Source organism: Flavobacterium sp. KY-23415, from assembly GCF_055384985.1.
The window spans coordinates 3,017,862-3,037,158 of the sequence record NZ_AP044001.1; the positions used below are offsets into that span (position 1 = coordinate 3,017,862).

At 30.3% G+C, this 19,297-nt stretch carries 16 protein-coding genes; 11 read left to right on the top strand and 5 right to left on the bottom strand.

Annotation, left to right across the window (positions count from 1 at the left end):
* Positions 1 to 75: 75 nt before the first annotated feature.
* A complete protein-coding gene (locus tag ACZ49Z_RS13225) occupies positions 76 to 1,047 on the bottom strand; it encodes a hypothetical protein (protein ID WP_464304780.1) in 972 nt (323 codons plus the stop codon).
* Between the two features lie 193 nt (positions 1,048 to 1,240).
* Between ACZ49Z_RS13225 and ACZ49Z_RS13230 the strand changes: the two genes are divergently transcribed.
* A complete protein-coding gene (locus ACZ49Z_RS13230; RefSeq protein ID WP_464304781.1) occupies positions 1,241 to 1,915 on the top strand; it encodes a TIGR02117 family protein in 675 nt (224 codons plus the stop codon).
* A gap of 3 nt (positions 1,916 to 1,918) precedes the next feature.
* Here the strand turns inward: ACZ49Z_RS13230 and ACZ49Z_RS13235 are convergent, their stop codons facing one another.
* The 3 genes from ACZ49Z_RS13235 to ACZ49Z_RS13245 form a co-directional block, all read right to left on the bottom strand.
* Positions 1,919 to 2,125 (bottom strand): helix-turn-helix domain-containing protein, encoded by a 207-nt coding sequence (locus ACZ49Z_RS13235; protein WP_464304782.1) that lies wholly within the window; start codon positions 2,123 to 2,125, stop codon positions 1,919 to 1,921.
* Positions 2,126 to 2,128: 3 nt separating this feature from the next.
* A complete protein-coding gene (locus ACZ49Z_RS13240) occupies positions 2,129 to 2,659 on the bottom strand; it encodes a DUF2975 domain-containing protein (protein ID WP_464304783.1) in 531 nt (176 codons plus the stop codon).
* A gap of 184 nt (positions 2,660 to 2,843) precedes the next feature.
* The gene (locus ACZ49Z_RS13245) at positions 2,844 to 3,392 is read right to left on the bottom strand and encodes a hypothetical protein (RefSeq protein WP_464304784.1); all 549 of its coding nucleotides are present in this window, start codon (positions 3,390 to 3,392) and stop codon (positions 2,844 to 2,846) included.
* Between the two features lie 170 nt (positions 3,393 to 3,562).
* On the opposite strand from ACZ49Z_RS13245, the gene ACZ49Z_RS13250 reads away from it, so the two are divergent.
* From ACZ49Z_RS13250 to ACZ49Z_RS13295, 10 genes are all read left to right on the top strand, one after another.
* Positions 3,563 to 4,432, top strand: a complete 870-nt coding sequence (locus ACZ49Z_RS13250) for a helix-turn-helix domain-containing protein (protein WP_464304785.1) — start codon at positions 3,563 to 3,565, stop codon at positions 4,430 to 4,432.
* A 148-nt stretch (positions 4,433 to 4,580) separates the two neighbouring features.
* Entirely contained in the window at positions 4,581 to 6,437 is a 1,857-nt protein-coding gene (locus ACZ49Z_RS13255) for a DNA topoisomerase IV subunit B (RefSeq protein ID WP_464304786.1), read from the top strand.
* The gene (locus tag ACZ49Z_RS13260; RefSeq protein WP_464304787.1) at positions 6,437 to 7,141 is read left to right on the top strand and encodes a DUF1016 N-terminal domain-containing protein; all 705 of its coding nucleotides are present in this window, start codon (positions 6,437 to 6,439) and stop codon (positions 7,139 to 7,141) included. Before ACZ49Z_RS13255 ends, ACZ49Z_RS13260 begins: the two co-directional genes overlap by 1 nt.
* A gap of 3 nt (positions 7,142 to 7,144) precedes the next feature.
* On the top strand, positions 7,145 to 7,777 hold the full coding sequence (locus ACZ49Z_RS13265; RefSeq protein ID WP_464304788.1) for a hypothetical protein: 633 nt from the start codon (positions 7,145 to 7,147) through the stop codon (positions 7,775 to 7,777).
* 34 nt (positions 7,778 to 7,811) lie between these two features.
* Positions 7,812 to 10,508 carry a DNA gyrase/topoisomerase IV subunit A gene (locus ACZ49Z_RS13270; RefSeq protein ID WP_464304789.1) on the top strand — a complete coding sequence of 899 codons (2,697 nt, stop codon included), beginning with the start codon at positions 7,812 to 7,814 and terminating at the stop codon, positions 10,506 to 10,508.
* Between the two features lie 127 nt (positions 10,509 to 10,635).
* Positions 10,636 to 11,004 carry a hypothetical protein gene (locus ACZ49Z_RS13275; RefSeq protein WP_464304790.1) on the top strand — a complete coding sequence of 123 codons (369 nt, stop codon included), beginning with the start codon at positions 10,636 to 10,638 and terminating at the stop codon, positions 11,002 to 11,004.
* Between the two features lie 479 nt (positions 11,005 to 11,483).
* Positions 11,484 to 13,643, top strand: coding sequence for a TonB-dependent receptor (locus ACZ49Z_RS13280; protein WP_464304791.1), 2,160 nt, complete (start codon positions 11,484 to 11,486; stop codon positions 13,641 to 13,643).
* A gap of 54 nt (positions 13,644 to 13,697) precedes the next feature.
* Positions 13,698 to 15,185 (top strand): PepSY domain-containing protein, encoded by a 1,488-nt coding sequence (locus tag ACZ49Z_RS13285; RefSeq protein ID WP_464304792.1) that lies wholly within the window; start codon positions 13,698 to 13,700, stop codon positions 15,183 to 15,185.
* Positions 15,186 to 15,432: 247 nt separating this feature from the next.
* Positions 15,433 to 16,878: an alkaline phosphatase PhoX gene (locus ACZ49Z_RS13290; RefSeq protein ID WP_464304793.1), complete on the top strand. Its 1,446-nt coding sequence runs from the start codon at positions 15,433 to 15,435 to the stop codon at positions 16,876 to 16,878.
* Between the two features lies 1 nt (position 16,879).
* Complete coding sequence (locus ACZ49Z_RS13295; RefSeq protein ID WP_464304794.1) at positions 16,880 to 18,673, top strand: cytochrome c peroxidase; 1,794 nt, start codon at positions 16,880 to 16,882, stop codon at positions 18,671 to 18,673.
* Positions 18,674 to 18,921: 248 nt separating this feature from the next.
* Here ACZ49Z_RS13295 and ACZ49Z_RS13300 read toward each other — a convergent pair whose 3' ends face one another.
* On the bottom strand, positions 18,922 to 19,290 hold the full coding sequence (locus ACZ49Z_RS13300) for a DNA topoisomerase IV (protein ID WP_464304795.1): 369 nt from the start codon (positions 19,288 to 19,290) through the stop codon (positions 18,922 to 18,924).
* Positions 19,291 to 19,297: the final 7 nt, after the last annotated feature.

The following is a 19,297-nucleotide window of genomic DNA, read 5'->3' on the forward strand; positions in this document are numbered from 1 at the left end:
TTTTTATTAATTGTTTATAATTAAGCGAGTAATAAATACTAAACACTTTTATCTCTGCTAAAAAGATAAAATGTGCTATTTAATTACAAAAACAACATTGATGAAAGAACAAGTAGTAGCAGTAGCAGAAATAACATCGTAAGTCATTAATCCATTTGCATCAATTGAAATATTATCAAATATATTGGTATCATAATCTGTTACATAATAATACAGGTCAGTAGCTAAATAAACAGGAATTGTTGTTGGTGCCCCAACACTTTTTACAGCAGGAGTTTGTAGATTGTTTAAATAATCAGCATATAAATCATGTGTAAACCCAGTTCCTGTTGCAGAAACAGAAAGAGAAACTGTCGGAGCGTAGAAAAATTTGCTTTCTGCTCTATCAAAGCGAATCCATTTTGTACCATCATTTACATAATATCCAGGAGTTACATCACCAGCAGTAGCTGTATTGTACACTGTCATACCAGCAATATGAGAAGATAAAGGAGAGGCATCTGAGGCAGTCATTAAATTTAATCTAGGCATTAGAAGTCCTTTGTTAGTTGCATTTACTTCCAAAATAGCATCAGAAGATGCGGTGTTTGTACCTATTCCTACATTACTATTATCTCCATTAACTACTAAGGTGTTCCCTCCAATATTTAAATCACTACCTGTACCTAAACTTACTGATCTAGAAGTAGCATCAGGGATTGTTCCGTCTGCAGTATATAAATTCTCGGTAACACCAGAATTGCTTGAGACTTTTTCCCATTTTGTAGTTCCACTATCAAAGTAATAAAAACCTGGGGTCACATCATCAGGAGTTGTTCCAGCAGTAGCAGTGTTATAAATTATCATCCCTGCTTGAGGGCTAGTAATTGTTGAAACATCATCTTTGCCAGTTAATGCAATTCTGTTTAAAAGTAGAGCTTTATTTGTAGATCCAAGGGTTAAATCGGAACCAGGATGTGGGGAGGTTGTTGCTATTCCTACTTGTGCATTGCTAAGTGGACTAAATAATAGTATTATTAATCCATAAAAAAAGTATTTTTTGTTCATAGTTTATTAAGTGTTAGTTGTTTGGAGACGTTATTTAGTGTTAAATTTACAAAAAAAAATGTTAAATTTAATATGTAAAATGTATTTTTTTTGTTAATTTAATGTTTTTTTTTATCAAATTTGATTGAGATTATTTTTTTAACAAAAACGGTGTAATTTTGGTGTGTTTTATATGATTGTCTAAAATAGGGTTATGGTAAAGGTTTTGAAAATTTTTTTAAGATTTGTTCTTGGGTTTTTTATTTTTTTGTTGGTTTACGGATTGGTTATATTCGTAACATCTATTATTGCTGTTAATAATAATGAGAAAGTTGAAAATAATATGATCTCTATATATATTCTCTCTAATGGAGTTCATACTGATATTGTGGTGCCTCTAAAAAACGATATAAAAGACTGGTCTAAAGAAATTTCATATTTGCAAACAAAAGCAAAAGATTCAACCCTGCAAAACTTAGCTTTTGGCTGGGGAGATAAAGGGTTTTATTTAGATACGCCTACTTGGGCAGATTTGAAAACTTCTACAGCATTAAAAGCAATTACAGGTTTTAGTTCATCTGCAATGCATGTTACTTTCTATGGTAATTTGAAAGAAAGTGAAACCTGTAAGAAAATTGAAATATCTCTATCACAATATGAAAAATTAACTACCTATTTCGAAAATAGTTTTCTATTAGACGACTACAATAGAATACAACAAATAGGAACGCATTCTTACGGTAAATATGATTTGTTTTATGAAGCAAAAGGAAGTTATAATTTGTTCTATACATGCAACACTTGGGCTAATCAAGCATTAAAAGCAGCTAATCAAAAAGCTGCTCTTTGGACTGTTTTAGATAAAGGTATTTTTTATCATTATGAATAAATATTAGTCTTTTCTGTATTCTAAAATATCAGCAGGCTGACAATCTAAAACTTCACAAATTAATTCTAATGTGCTAAAACGTATTGCTTTAGCTTTTCCAGTTTTTAAAATAGATAAATTTGCCAATGTTAATCCTACTTTTTCAGAGAGTTCATTGAGCGACATTTTTCGCTTTGCCATCATAACATCTAAGTTGACTATTATTGCCATAAATTACACTGTTAAATCGTTTTCTTCTTGAATTTCTGTTCCTCTTTGCATAATTACAGCAATAATATAAATTAATCCAGCAAAAAATAATATTTCATTGCCATTAAAATCAATTGGAATTTCTTGGATAGATTTGCTTACCCATTTAGCATTTGATTTAGCTACAATTGCAAAAATCCCAATAACCAGTGTCCAATAGCTAATATCGAATACAAATTTTGTAGTTTCTTTAGTAAATGGATGCTCTAATTTTAACAAAGTAAACAATTTTATGACTTTATAAGCAACATAAGATTTTAAACCACTCATAATTATATAGGATAACATAATAATATGATATTGATAAATGTCTCTATTGTAGAGTTCATTTAAATTGAGTGTCTTGTATAATTTGAAAGTTGCATTTTCATTTACAAATAGACTAAATAAATAATTAAATAATAGTGCTCCAGTTTCTATACATAAACCAATAAATACAATCCAAAATAGTACGTTCATGATTATTAAAACTGTTTTTGTTGTTGTTGATTTCATATCGAATAAGTTTTAAAATTTATTCAAAAAAATAAAATTTTTATTGAAAAACAATAAATTTTTATTTTTATTTTAAAAATTGAACTATTGGTTAAAACTAAAAGACACTTGCAAGTGCTTTTGCAAATGTCTTTGTTGTATTTTTAATTTGACGTATTACCGTTTTATGTTAAATTGTTTACGTTTAGCATTTATCTATTTCAAACGTTACGACACCTTTTTCTGCTTTAATGATAATAGGAATTTTTTCTAAAGTACATCGGGGTTCAATTGTGAATCGAATAAAGCCACTAACCACAAAGTCTTTTTTGGTAGTAATTTCAAGTTGCTGATTATAGGTTGTGTTTACTCTAACCCAATTTGTCAACCCATCAGTATTATTTGAGAGAGGTGTTTCAATAAGGTTGTTTTTTACGATAAATGAATTGTTTGTATCTAAATGAAAAGTAAATTTGCCTTTTAAATCTACTTTAGTATTTGGAGACGCATAATAGGCATTGTTGAATAATAACATCTGTATTTCTAAATCATAAATATTATTTTTTAATTGATGTATGTTGAGTTTTAGTTCATAAGGTTCAGTGGGTAAATTTGGACCATAAAGGAGTTGTTTATTCGTTGTTGAATTCGTGTTTGCAATTAAAGAATTATCTACAATAGGTTCACTTTTTGAAGGATCTATTTTGCAACCTAAGAAACATAATAGAGAAAAGAAAAGAAGTACATTTTTCATTTTATTGTTTTTTATAAATTACTATTCAGTGAAATTTGGTCGTATATGTTGTTATTATGTAATAACAGTGTAAAACTACTATTCGCTTTGTTTCAGCTTGTCAAAAAAATGTCAAAAAAGTGTCAACAGTTGTAAAATGTCATAAAATTGTATGTTATTTGCAGACAATTATGAATACCAATATCAAAAACTTCATTAGCACTTTAGCTATTTTCGGATTGTTTTGTTGTATGGTTTCTTGTTCGATGAAATCTAACGAAGATGCTTCAGCAATAGTAAAACTTGCATTACGTAATGTGGGACATGAATTGCTTTTAAGAAATCAAGATACAATATCAGTAGTTAAACCTGTAATCAATTTAGATGCTTTTCAATATCAATTGTCTTTTGAAGAACATCTAATAATACATCCAGATACTTTGGTCACTTTAATAAAAAATAATTTTCAAAAAGCTAGTTTGCCAAAAGATTATTTAGTTGAAGTACTTCAATGTAAAGATAGAGAAGTTGCCTACAGTTATCAGATGAAGCAAAATATAGAGAAAAGTATTATTCCATGTGGAGGAAGACAACTGAAAAAAGGGTGCTATCATATAAATGTTCGATTTACCAAAATGATGGAGACAAATAGTAGTTATTCATATACTTGGATTGTTGCAATTTTGTTATTGGTTGTTTTTGGTATTATAGTACTCATTTATTTTAAGAAAAAAAATAAAGCTTCTGTCAAAGAAAATTCTGAAAGTTTTATTTCTATTGGTACATATAGGTTCTATTCAGAACAAAATAAACTGGTGAAAGAAACTGTAGAGATTAGCCTTTCTAAAAAAGAATGTGAATTATTAACCATTTTTATTGCTCAACCCAACCAAATTATAAAGCGTGAAGAATTAACAAAAAAAGTTTGGGAAGACAAAGGTGTGTTTGTTGGAAGGAGTTTGGATACCTATGTTTCAAAACTTAGAAATAAATTAAAAGAGGATACTTCGGTTAGATTGATTAATATTCACGGAGTTGGATATAAGTTGGAGCTAGATTAAATAGACAAAGCCTTCATTTTAAATTTATCTTCTTTCAATTCATGCTTATAACATAGAACCTCATTACTCTTTTGTCAATAACTTATAAAGGCTGTTCTTTTATTTTTTAGGGAGAAATAGTATATTGCACAAAATCCGAAATCTGTTTATGTTAGAACAAAATCAATATACCGAAGACAATATACGTTCCCTCGATTGGAAAGAACATATCCGTATGCGTCCCGGAATGTACATTGGAAAACTAGGAGATGGTTCCTCTCCCGATGATGGTATCTATATACTTCTTAAAGAAGTTATGGATAACTGTATCGATGAATTTGTTATGGGAGCAGGGAAAACCATAGAAGTAACCATAAAAGATAAATTGGTAACCGTTCGCGATTACGGACGCGGAATTCCACTTGGAAAAGTGATAGATGTAGTTTCCAAGATGAATACAGGAGGAAAGTATGATTCTAAGGCCTTCAAAAAATCAGTAGGGTTAAATGGTGTTGGAACAAAAGCAGTAAATGCGTTGTCAAATTTCTTCAGGGTAGAATCTGTGCGAGATAGCCAGCAAAAAGCAGCTGAGTTCTCTGCTGGAAATCTAGTCAATGAAGAAGAAATCATAGAAACAACTAAGCGAAAAGGAACAAAAGTATCTTTTATCGCTGATGATACTATCTTTAAAAACTATAAGTATCGTAATGAGTATATCATTAAAATGCTTAAAAATTACTGTTACTTAAATCGTGGTTTAACCATCATTTATAACGGAGAAAAATATGTTTCGGAGCATGGTTTAAAAGATTTATTAGACGAAAATATTGCAGAGGAAGACATGGTTTATCCAATCATTCACCTTGAAGGTGATGATATTGAAGTTGCCATAACACATAGTAAAACCCAATATTCAGAAGAATATCATTCTTTTGTAAACGGACAAAATACAACGCAAGGAGGAACACATTTAAGTGCTTTCAGAGAAGCAATTGTAAAAGCAATTAAGGAATTCTATAATAAAAATTTTGAAGCATCCGATATTCGAAAATCAATAGTATCAGCAGTTGCAGTAAAAGTAGAAGAACCCGTTTTTGAGTCACAAACAAAGACAAAATTAGGCTCTACAGATGTTGGCCCAGATGGACCAACGGTTCGTACTTTTGTTAATGATTTTATTAAAACTAAGCTAGACAATTTTCTACATAAAAATCCTGAAATTGCAGATGCTTTGTTGCGTAAAATATTGCAAGCAGAACGTGAAAGAAAAGAACTTTCAGGAATTCGAAAACTAGCAAAAGACAGAGCTAAAAAAGCTAATTTACACAATAAAAAACTACGTGACTGTCGTGTGCATTTAGCCGATGTTAAAAATCCAAGAAGTTTAGAAAGTACGCTTTTTATTACCGAGGGAGATTCGGCTTCGGGGTCAATTACCAAATCACGCGATGTAAATACACAAGCCGTATTTAGTTTGCGTGGAAAGCCTCTGAATTCTTATGGAATGAGTAAGAAAATTGTCTATGAAAACGAAGAATTCAACTTATTGCAAGCGGCTTTAAATATAGAAGAAGATATGGGCGATTTGCGTTACAATAACATTGTAATTGCAACCGATGCCGATGTCGATGGAATGCACATCCGTTTGTTATTAATCACCTTCTTTTTGCAATTTTTTCCAGAATTAATAAAAGACGGACATCTTTATATTCTGCAAACACCTTTGTTCCGTGTGAGAAATAAAAAAGAAACGATATATTGCTATACAGAAGAAGAGAGAGTGAATGCCATCGAAAAATTAAAACCAAAACCAGAAATCACCCGATTCAAAGGATTAGGAGAGATTTCTCCCGATGAGTTCAAGTTTTTTATTGGAGAAGACATTCGATTAGATCCTGTAATGCTAGACAAGGGAACTACTATTGAAAAATTATTAGAATTCTACATGGGGAAAAACACTCCAGACAGGCAAGAGTTTATTATCAATAATTTGAAGGTAGAATTAGATGTGGTTGAGAAAGAGTAATGATAAGAACACTTCAAAATAAAGAGTTATTCCAACAAGTAGTTGATTTGTTACAAAATGCAAGACAACAAGTTTTGCGTACCGTAAATTCAACAATGGTGTATACTTATTTTGAAATAGGAAGAATCATTGTAGAAGAAGAACAAAATGGTAAAGAAAGAGCCGAATATGGTAAGCAACTTTTAAAAGGGCTTTCTGAAGAATTGAAGAAACAGTTTGGTAAAGGTTTTTCGGTAGATAATTTAGAAAACATGAGAAAGTTTTATTTGACTTACTCAATTTCCGAGTTTTTGACTCGGATTTTACAAATTCAAAATTCCGAGACACTGACTCGGATTTCTGAAAATGCAATTTCTCAGTCTGTTAACGGAGAATTAGAAAATCAAAAAACACAGACACTGATTTCGTTTTTCAAATTAACTTGGACGTATTATGTTTTCTTAATGAGAATTGATGATGAAAAAGAAAGAAACTTCTATGAAATCGAATCTATAAAAAACAATTGGAGCGTTAGAGAATTAAAAAGACAATATGATTCGGCATTGTATACTCGATTAAGTTTAAGTAGAGACAAAGAAGGTGTTTTAAAACTGTCAGAAGTAGTGGGATTTATTTTAATAGAAAACAACAAACAAATTTTTGCGAGTAAGTACAAAACAGTTTTACCAACTAAAGAAGAATTTAAACGATTGATAGGGAATTAACTCATGAAGAAAAGGAATCTGTTTTTGTCCATTTTAATTATACTAATAAGTTTGATTTTTAACGGATGTAATGAAGTAAAAAGACAAGAAGTTAAAGCGGAAGAAAGAATAATAAAAAAAGATTTTTCAAAATCAATTTCATTTAAATATGATGATATAAGCGAAGTTATGTTGTATTCTTTTCCTGATAAGGAATTTATAAAACAAATTGATGGTAATTTAAGAAAAGACATAAATTATAATTCAGATGTTCAATTGTCAAATGATTTTATAAAAGAAAGAATAGCTTTAAGTGAAATTCAAAAAAGAGAATTATTAAATCTAATATCTAAAGATTCATGCAATTCCAAACAGATAATAGCAGATTGTTATAATCCTAGACATCAAATAGTTTTTAAAGATATAAAGGATAATGTTATAGGAAATATTGAAATATGTTTTTCATGTGGTGAAATAAAAAGTTCAAAAAGTATTGGAGAGGCAAAATATTATTGTTTAGAAGACATGAGAATGTTCTTTTGGAAAGTTGGAATAAGATATTTTATTAACGACGATCATTCTGGAATACAAACAGAAGAAGAGCAAAAAGAAATTGAAAGAATATACAGGACATTACCCCAAAAGGTAAATAAATAAGTTTTTAAAAACATACTGAAATAAATTCAGCAATATGAACGAAGACGAAGAAAACATAAACCCAAACGAGGAAAACGATTCGTTAAACGAGTCTAATGAAACAGAAGGTTTTGATGATATAAAAACATCAGGACATAATTTTTATGAAAACAATGAAAATCCAGAAGATACTATTACGAAAGTAACAGGTATGTATAAGGATTGGTTTTTAGATTATGCTTCCTATGTAATTCTAGAACGTGCAGTTCCAGCGATTGAAGACGGTTTTAAACCTGTACAACGTAGGATTATGCATTCCATGAAAGAGCTAGACGACGGACGTTACAATAAAGTAGCAAATATCGTTGGTCACACCATGCAGTATCATCCACACGGGGACGCGAGTATTGGAGATGCAATGGTGCAAATTGGTCAAAAAGACTTGCTTATTGACATGCAAGGAAACTGGGGAAATATCTTAACAGGTGATTCTGCTGCAGCTTCTCGTTATATAGAAGCACGTATTTCTAAATTTGGTCATGATGTTTTATATTCGCCAAAAATTACCGAATGGGGTGTTTCCTATGACGGTCGTCGCGCAGAACCCATAAATCTTCCAGTTAAATTCCCTTTGTTATTAGCTCAAGGAGCAGAAGGAATTGCTGTAGGTTTATCAACTAAAGTTTTACCACACAATTTTAATGAACTTATTGATAGTTCTATTAAAATATTAAAAGGAAAACCTTTCACATTATATCCCGATTTTCCAACGGCAGGTATTGCAGATGTATCTAATTATAATGATGGATTAAGAGGTGGTCGTGTGCGAGTGCGTGCTAAAATTTCCCAATTAGATAAATCTACTTTAGTTATTACCCAAATTCCGTTCTCAACAAACACATCTACTTTAATTGATAGTATTTTGAAAGCCAATGAGAAAGGGAAAATTAAAGTTAAAAAAATTGAAGACAATACAGCTGCAGAAGTTGAGATTTTAATTCATCTTCCTTCAGGAGTGTCTCCAGATAAAACAATAGATGCTTTATATGCTTTTACTGCTTGTGAAACCTCTATTGCACCATTAGGCTGTGTAATTCAAAACAACAAACCTTTGTTTATTGGTGTTTCTGATATGTTGAAAATTTCAACAAACAGAACAGTTGATTTATTGAAGAGAGAATTAGAAATTCAATTAGATGAATTAGAAAATAAATGGCACTTCTCCACTTTAGAAAAAATATTTATTCGAGAAGAAATGTATATTGATTTTAAACTCTATGCAGATAGAGAGTCTTTGTATCAATATCTTTATAAAAAATTTGAACCTTTTAAATCATTATTAGTTCGAGATATTCACGATGATGACTTACAAAAGCTAACTCAAATTCCAATGATTCGTATTACGCGTTTCGATTCTGACAAGGCAGATGAAGCTATTGCAAAATTAGAATCTGAAATGGAGCGTATTAAATATGATTTGGCTCATATTATAGATTTCACAATTGCATTTTTTACTACATTGAAAGAGAAATATGGAAAAGGAAGAGAACGCCAAACAGAATTAAGAAATTTTGATACTATAGAAGCTACAAAAGTAGCCTTAAGAAACACAAAACTCTATGTGAATAGAGCGGAAGGATTTTTAGGAACTGGACTTAAAAAAGATGAATATGTAGCAGATTGTTCCGATATTGATGATGTAATTGTTTTCCTTCGTGATGGAAGAATGGTGGTAACCAAAGTAGATGATAAAAAGTTTATAGGTAAAGATATTATTCATATTGCTATTTTCGACAAAAACGATAAACGTACTATTTATAATGTAATTTATCGCGATGGAAAATCGGGAGCATCTTTTGTGAAACGTTTTAATGTATCTGCAATAACAAGGGACAAAGAGTACCACATTTCACAAGAAAAACCAGGATCGCAAGTGCTCTATTTTTCAGCGAATCCAAATGGAGAAGCAGAAGTTGTTACGATTTTATTGAGACAAGTAGGAAGTGTGAAAAAATTGAAATGGGATTTAGATTTTTCCGATATTTTAATCAAAGGAAGAAGTTCAAAAGGAAACACTGTTGCTAAATATCCTATTAAAAAAATTGAACTGAAAGAGAAAGGAATTTCAACACTTCGACCACGTAAAATTTGGTTTGATGACACTGTTCAACGATTAAATACAGATGCTCGTGGGGAACTTTTAGGTGAATTTAAACCTAATGATAGATTATTAATTATTAATCAATCAGGAAAATTAAAAACTATAATTCCAGAATTAACAACGCATTTTGATGAAGATATGATTATATTAGAGAAATGGAAACCTTCAAAACCAATTTCTGCAATATATTATGATGGAGAAAAAGAACGTTATTATGTGAAAAGATTCCTTGTTGAAAATGAAAGTAAAGAAGAAACGTTTATTACAGAACATGAAAAATCGCAACTAGAAATTGTTTCAACAGATTGGAGACCAATGGTAGAAGTAGTGTTCTCAAAAGTAAAAGGAGTTCAAAAGGAAACAATAGAAGTGAATTTGGAAGAATTTATTGCTGTAAAAGGGATAAAAGCTTTAGGTAATCAATTAACTACAGACAAAGTAAAGCAAGTTAATTTATTAGAACCTTTACCATTTGAAGAGCCTGTTGAACCAGAACCAGAAAAAATGGAAGTGAAAGGTGAAAATAACATTTCTGAAGCAATCAACACAGAACTAGATGAAGATGGACAAATTACATTGAGTTTAGAGTAGCTTTAATATAGTAAGAAAAAAATAGAGTAATAGAATGCGTTTCTTTTTTGAAGCGCATTTTTTGTATTTAATAAAGAAAATATTTTGTGACATTAGTATTACTAGTTATTTTTGCAAAAAAAAAGAGTTGAGAGTTTTCTTTTCAATATTTCTTTCCTTTATAATTTTACTAACAACATTTAGTAATGCTATTGTTTTTTTTGTTTTTAAAACCAATCAGGAACAAATAGCCAAAACAATGTGTGAATTAAAAGAGGTTAAAAATAATACCTGTAATGGTCATTGTGTACTAAAAAAAGAATTGAAAAAACTTGAAGATACAGAAAGAAAGATTGAAAATTCTATAAAAGAAAAAGCCGAACTTGTTTTTGTATTATTTCAATTGAATATTAATACTCTTTCTACATTTTTAAATATAAGAAAGAAAGAAAATTTTTTTCACAATGGGAAAACAAAAACTGTTGTGCTTCCTTTTTTTCATCCACCCACACTATAATCTTCTTTTTTAGTTTGTATTCAATATAAAACATAGTAATTATGGTATTTCAAAGTTATTTGAATGATATTTTTATAGGTTACTTATAAAAGTATAGGATAAATTTAAATAATCTCAGTTTATGTATTAGATTTTGTTGCAAGAGAAATGACAGCAAATATAAAGTAATCATTTTTCGTGATAGAATCCGAATTATGATTTTGGAGATTATCCTACCAGATAAATATTCACAAATTTTACCGTCAAAAAACTATAGTTAGAATTCAAATTATTCATTCGTTTGATGAAATGTCATAACGATTACGTCTGTTTATGCTTTAATGATACATATTGGGCTCTAATATAATTTAGGAGGACATGTATATTCTCATAAAAAGACACGAACAGACAACAATAACAATAGACTTTTATTAAAAAAAAATCCCAAAATGAGGATGCAAATTGGCATTGGTCAATACTATTACAATAATTACCTTAAAATGAGAAAAATAATATTCTTCCTATTAGTACTAGGAAATAGCTGTTTTGCACAAGAAAATACTGTTAATGACACTACAAAAATAGCACAACTACAAGAGATTATCGTAACTGCAAATAGAGGAGCAACACTAAAATCTGAAATACCCGTAGCAGTTAGTAAATTGTCAGAAAAAACAATAGAAGAAACCAAACCCACCAGTTTATTTGAAGTAGTGAACAAAGCACCTGGAGTTTTAATGGTTAATTTAGGAAACGAACAACATGCAATGGCTATTCGTCAACCAATTTCCTATACAGGATATTTTTTATATCTCGAAGATGGCTTGCCAATTCGCCCTTTGGGAGTTTTCAATCACAATGCTTTATTAGAGATTAATCAATTTTCTTTAAATTCGATAGAAGTGGTTAAAGGACCAGTTTCTTCAATATATGGTCCAGAAGCAGTAGGGGGAACGGTCAATTTTATAACAAAAAAACCTACTTATGATACAACTTTTAAAATAGGTCTTCAAGCCGATCAATTTGGCTATAAAAGAATGCAGGTTGGAGCAGGTTCAACAATTGGAAAAGTTGGATTTTATGTTTCTGGATTAACGAGTGAGCAAAATAATTCTTGGTTGGCATCCTCAGACTATAGAAAAGACAATATAAATGTGCGTTTAGATTATGCCATTTCAACCAATACAAAATTAATTACTACACTAATGAAAGGGGTTTATGACTCACAAACAAGTGGACGTGTCAACGAGGAAGCATTTAATTCTAGAGAATATTCTAGCACAACCAATTTTACTTATAGAAAGTCAGATGTTTTAAGAACAAGAATGACATTAGATCAGAAATGGAACTCAAACTCAAGCACATTTGTTACGCTTTTTCACAGAGATAATAAATTAGGACAAAATCCATCCTATGGTATTCGTTGGAATCCTACTCCAAGTCCATCAAATGATCCTAATAGAGCAAGAGGAGAGATTAACAGTAATAATTTTAAAAGTTATGGAATTATTGCACAGCATACTCAAAAATTAAATTTTTTGAAATCGAATGTTGTAGCTGGGTTATTATATGATTATTCACCAAACAATTATAATGCCTATCAAATAGATTTAATTGCCAATTTAAACCCAGACGGATTGTCGGTAAATAATTATCAAATCCTAACAGAAAGACCAGACATTCCATTGGCAAATTATGAAGCAAAAATAAAAAATAGTGCTGCCTACATACAATTCAGCCTTAACCCGATCGAAAAAATGAAAGTGACGATTGGCACTCGATTTGATCAAATGAATTTGAGTTATAAAAATAATATAGATGTTTCCAAAGGTGAAAAAATGTATAGTCAATTTACAAGCAAGATAGGAATAAACTATAATCCGTTTAGAAATATTGGATTCTATGCTAATTATGCACAAGGATTTTCTCCACCTGGTTTAACGTCTATTTTTAGAAAAAAAACTGGAACAGGAACAGCTTCAACACCAGCAGAATTTTATTATAATTTAGAACCAGCATTATTTAATAATTATGAAATAGGGGGATTTTTTAGTCTTTTAGATAATAGATTATTCATTGATTATTCATTCTATTATCTGCAAGGTAAAAATGAACTATTAAGTATTAGGCAACCAGATAATTCAAATGATTTTCAATCGGCTGGAGAAACACAACATAAAGGCATTGAATTTGGAATTAATTATAAACCATCAAAACAATGGAATTTTAGATTTGGAGGAACAATTGCTCAGCATAGATTTATTGATTTTAGAATTAGTGATAAACCAACAGATCCTATTCAAAAATTAGATGGATTTGATATGCCTTCTGCTCCAAAATGGATAACAAATTCTGAGGTTTCTTATTACCCGAAATGGTTGCCTAATTTTAGAACGGCAATTGAGTGGCAATTCATTTCGAGTTATTATCAAAATCAAATTAATACGGTGGACTATGAAGGATATAATCTTTTTAACGCAAGAATAGGATATACATATAAAGGAGTGGAGTTTTTTACAAATGTGATGAATGTGTCAAATAGTTTGTTTGCTTACAATGTTTCCAGAGGAAACAACACAACCGATACGTCTAGTTATACGCCCGCAGCTCCAAGAACATTTATGTTTGGAATTGAGTATAATATTAATTTTTCTAAATAATCTATTTGTAGTTCAAAAAAGTAGCATAATTAAATAGATTTAAGACTGAAAGATATGACACAAAGCACACAAAGCAGCAACAAGAGAAAGAAAGACTCTAAAGGAGTTAGGAAAATGAAACAAAACATGTATAAGTGGCATCGTATTCTTGGTATCATTACACTTATACCCATTATTTTTTGGACATTGTCGGGAATAATGCATCCTTTTATGGCTCATTTTTTTAAGCCAACTATAGCAAAAGAGCGTATTGAAAAAAAGGGAATAGATACATCGCAGATAAAATACTCCTTACAAGAAGTACTTGAAAAGGATAATATAAGTTCATTTAAAAATTTTAGAATTATTGACTTTGAAGGGATTACTTATTATCAGGTTAAAACGGTAGATAATAAATTGAATTATTATGATGCATCTTCAGCAAATTTATTAACAGAGGGTGATAAAAAATATGCAGTATATCTATCTCGGTATTTTCTTCAAGATCAAAAAAGTAAAATTAAAGATGTTACAGTTGTTACCCATTTTACGACACAATATAAATTTATTAATCGCTATTTGCCTGTCTATAAAGTTACTTTTGATAGAAGCGATGCAATGCAGGTCTATGTAGAAACAAGTTCGAGTAAGTTAGCGACATACAATCCAAGGTCAAGACAAGTTTTTTTATGGATATTTGATACGTTTCATAATTGGGCTTTTCTAAGCGCTATATCAAATAATTATTTGCGTATTATCTTAATGACTTTGTTTTTGTCTATTATAGTTCTCTCAACAGCAAGTGGATTGATTATTTATGGTTTTATGTGGAAAAATTTCAAAAAGAGTAAGCCTACAGAGGAAATAGATTTTCTAAAAAGACACCATAGAAAAATAGGGTTTTTAGTTTCTTTAGTAGCATTAACTTTTAGTTTTAGTGGAGCTTTTCATGCAATAAAAAAATGGAATGCTATTCCAATAGAAGAAATGGTTTATGAGCCAATCATAAACGTAAAGGACATAAAGGTTAATTGTATCACTTTCTTAGATAAGAATAGTATAAATGTTTCAGTGGTTAAATTTTATAATTCGGTATATTATCAATGTGATTATTTGAAAGGAAAAGATGTGGATAAAAAATTCATTAACGCTTTTTATGGTCATATTGATGATAATGTAGCATTAAACTACTCTTTATTTTTAGTTAATTTTTTTAATGAGAAATTAAAAATAAATGACCCAACAGCAACTTTTAAAACAAAGTCAACGTTAGAAAATTTTGATAGAAAGGAATATGGTTTTGTGAATAAAAGATTACCAGTAGTAAAAATGGAGTATAACTCTAAAGAAAATAGGAATTATTATTTAGACCTCTCTACGTCTCGTTTGGCAGCATTGGTGCGTAATGAAGATAGAGTAGAAGGATATTCGTTTGCCATTTTGCATAAGTTTTCATTATTGGAAAGGGCAGGCAAGAATATTCGAGATCTATTTACGGTTATTTCGGCATTAGGAGTTTTTGTTGTTAGTATAGCAGGTTTAATGCTGTTTTTTAAAAAATAAAGAATAGGACTTAATAATTATCTCAGTTGTTATTTTATTTCAATAATTCAGGATTATTAGTCATCATCAAAAGAGGTTTTTCATTTGAAAGACCTTTTTTTGATGGTATTTACATTAAACTAATAATAATTTAAGATAGTAACTTTTTGTTAAAATTCTAGTAGTATAAAGGTAATATGCTCTTTACTTTTTCATTACACAAGTAGTGTAGTTTTGGGCTATCAAAAAAACAACCAATTTACATACTATGAAGACAAATTTTAAGACTTTATTATTATTTAGCATGTCTGCAATGATTATTTCATGTAATCAAGATGATGACTCAAATACTACAATAGAAGAAAATGTTGCTTTAAAAAATCATTCACAAACACCTGCTTATTTATCTAAAAAATCAGGTTTTGAAAATTTAGAAATCTATTCCATATTAAGTTCAGCAGATCAATTACCAGAATCACCAAGTTTTGTATATGGTTCAATGGCAGACGGAATGGGTTTAATGAAAAATGAAAATGGTACTTTCTCTTTAATAAATAATATTGAAGCAGATTATTCCATTGCAAGAATCACTTTCGATAAAACATTCAAACCAGTAAAAGGAGAATATATTTTAAACGCTGCTGCAACAGCTTCGACTGCACAATGTTCAGGAACATTAATTACTCCACAAGAGCATGGTTTTGGTCCGTTGTACTTATCTGGAGGAGAGTGGGGAGGAGCTTCAAAAGGGGTTTTTGCTACAGATCCTTTTAAAAGTGCAGAAAATGCAGAATTAGCAACTATGTTGCCAGCTCTAGGGCAATGGTCAACTGAGAATGCTATAGTTTTAGGAAAAGATGCTTATCCTTCTAAGACAGTTGCCTTAATTGGTGATGACACAAGCGATAATACTACACCTTCAGGTCAATTAGCAATGTATGTGGCTAATAGAGGTGATTTGGCTGGAGGAAATCTTTACGGATTAAAAGTAACACAAGCTGGGATTAATTATGAAATGGACATGCAAGAAGGGGTTTCCTATCCAGCACAATTTGTAGAATATTCAGAAAAAACACTAGATGCTTTAGAGCAAGAATCAAGAAATAAAGGTATTATGGGGTTCTCTAGAGTAGAAGATATAGATTACAGAAAAGGTTCTGCTACAAAAAATAGAGAAATTTATTTTGCAGTTACAGGAAGAAAGAAAACCGCTTTAACAGGTAAAGGCTCATTTTACGGAAGAATATATAAAGTAGTCCTAGATGCTAACGATCCAACATTAGCAACAATAACATGCGTACTAGATGGGGATAAGCTATCAGGAGTTGCAAGACAGTTCCATAGTCCAGATAATATTGTTGTAACAAAAGATTATGCCTATATAATGGAAGATCCAAATGGGTACCCTGACACAGCAGATAAATCACATTTTGCATACTTGTATCAATACAATTTGAATACAGGTGCCTTAAAAGTAGTTTTAGAATGCGATCAAAATGCAGCACAAGCAGCAGGTATTGGGTTAGCTTCAGATTTGTGGGAATTAACAGGAATGATAGACGTATCAGATGTTATTGGAGTTGAAGGAAGTTTTTTAATAATCACTCAAAATCACGGTTGGGAAAATAATGCTTTTACAGATCCTAAAGCAAATGGAACACCAGCAAGTAATGAAGGAAGCCAATTGTACCTTATTAAAGGTTTAGAAAGATAATATGATTAAAGTGTTGAAATTCAGTAATTCAAAGGCTATATTTTTATATAGCCTTTTGGCTTTTTTTGCATTTAGTTGCAAAAAAGAATCCTCATATAAAGCACTTTCACCTTTAGAAACGCTTGAAAAAAGCTTTAAGGAAGATATAAATAAAGCTGCACTTGCTCTAGAAGCGTTAAATGAAGCATCTGCTCTCGAAGAGAAAAAAGAAAAATACTTAGAAGCAAGAATGTATTTTAAATCTATAGAACCGATTCTAGCTTTTGTAGATTCCGAAAATTTTGGTTATTTAAACCAACCTAATATTTTAAAAATAGAAGAGGAAGATTTTACAGATATAAAGATTAAAGAGCCCACAGGTTTTCAGGTGATTGAAGAACTGCTTTTTGATGAGGTTGTTGACACTTTAGCCTTAAAGCAAAATGTAACAACCACTGCAATACGTTTAAAATTTTTACATAAGAACCAAACCTTACAATATTTAAAGAAACACCATATTTTATGGATTTTAAGGGATGCTATTAATAGAGTGGCTTTAACGGGAATTACAGGTTTTGATTCACCTGTTTTGGAAAATTCATTAGAAGAAAGTAAAACAGTATATATCTCATTACAAAAAATACTCTCCATATACGAAAATGAGTTTAAAAATAAAGTGCTATTTACAAGTTGGATGCAGCAAATAGAAAATAGTATCGCATTTTTGGGTTCAGCCAATTTTGAAAATTTTGACAGGTTCATTTTCATAAAAGACTATACCCATAAAACACTAAGTTTATGGCAACAAACAGTAACCGATTGGTCAGTAGTATTTCCTTTTAAGCAAGCCATAAATTATGAAGCAAGCACTTTATTCTCAAATCAAACGTTTAATATTAATTATTTTACAGATCAAAAAGGAAATCCTGTAGAAGAAGATAAAGTAGCTTTAGGAAAATTATTGTTTGAAGATACTTCACTGTCAAAAGAAAAAACAATTAGCTGTGCTACTTGTCATAAAAAAGAATTGTATTTTACAGACGGAGTAGCAAAATCTCCTGGTACAACTCGAAATTCTCCTACATTGTTTTATGCTGCATTACAAAAAGGATTTTTTCATGATAGGCGAGCTGGTAGCTTAGAAGGACAAATAATAGATGTGGTAAACAATCCTAACGAATTTCATTTGTCATTAAATGATTTAGAAAAACGAGTTATAGAGAAGAAAGAATATCAAGAAGCTTTCAAGAAAGTATATGCAAAAGATATTGATAATCATGTAATAAGAAATGCAATTGCTTCCTATATTATGTCTTTAACACCTTTCAATTCCAAATTCGATTTGAACATGCAAGAGAAAGAAAAAACACTAACTGAAAAAGAGATTAATGGGTTCAATCTTTTCATGGGAAAAGCAAAGTGTGCTACTTGTCATTTTGCACCTTTGTTCAATGGATTAGTACCAACTGCTTTTAAAGAGTCTGAAATAGAATTAATTGGAGTGCCAAAAACGAAAGACACTATAAATGCCGAGGTAGATAATGATTTAGGACGCTATGGAGTATATCAGACAGAACAGCGTAAATTTTTCTTTAAAACACCAACCGTTCGTAATATAGAAAAAACAGCACCCTATATGCATAATGGTGTTTACACTACTTTAGAGGAAATTATAGATTTTTATAATAAAGGAGGAGCTTCTGGATTAGGAATTAGTTTAGAATATCAAACATTGCCTCCAGACAAGCTAAATCTATCAACCAAAGAAAAAGAAGATTTAGTCCTTTTTTTAAAGACACTTACAGACAAGTATTAAAAAAAATAACCGATCATTTCTATTTATGGTCGGTTATTTTTATAATATAAACAAGGTCTAGTTGTTTTTTTACGTTTTTCTTTGGGTAATTTACTCGTTACAATTAATATGAAAATTAGGTTGTCTATACCGAGGAGTATAATCTTTAAAAAAAAGAATACACGCACCTTTATTCATTAAAACTACCAAAGTTATAATGAGTTAACTAGTAATATGTTTTTAAGAATATGGCTTTTAAATAAAAGTTGTTATTTTTTTGTGACAAAACCACGTTGTTTTTTTGATTCACCAACATAAGAATATTCAAAAGTATAACCTTCGTCGTTAGTTGTTAGTATTTTAATATGTACCGATTTTTTTTCTGCCATGTTCTTCGGACGAATGTTTTTGCCAATATATTCACAATCATTAATCCAACGAATGGCAAGCGTGTCTGTTTGACCTCTAAAAGTTTCAATTTGTAAGGAATCGTTTCTTTCAAAAAAAGAGGTTTCGTTTTTCCCGTCTATTTCTTGAGTAAATTCAAAAGAACCTGTTTTAAAATCCTTGCAATTGCGTTCCTGATTATAGCATGAGGCTAAAACAAAAGGAAGAAGGAGTACTAATTTTTTACTCATATTTTTT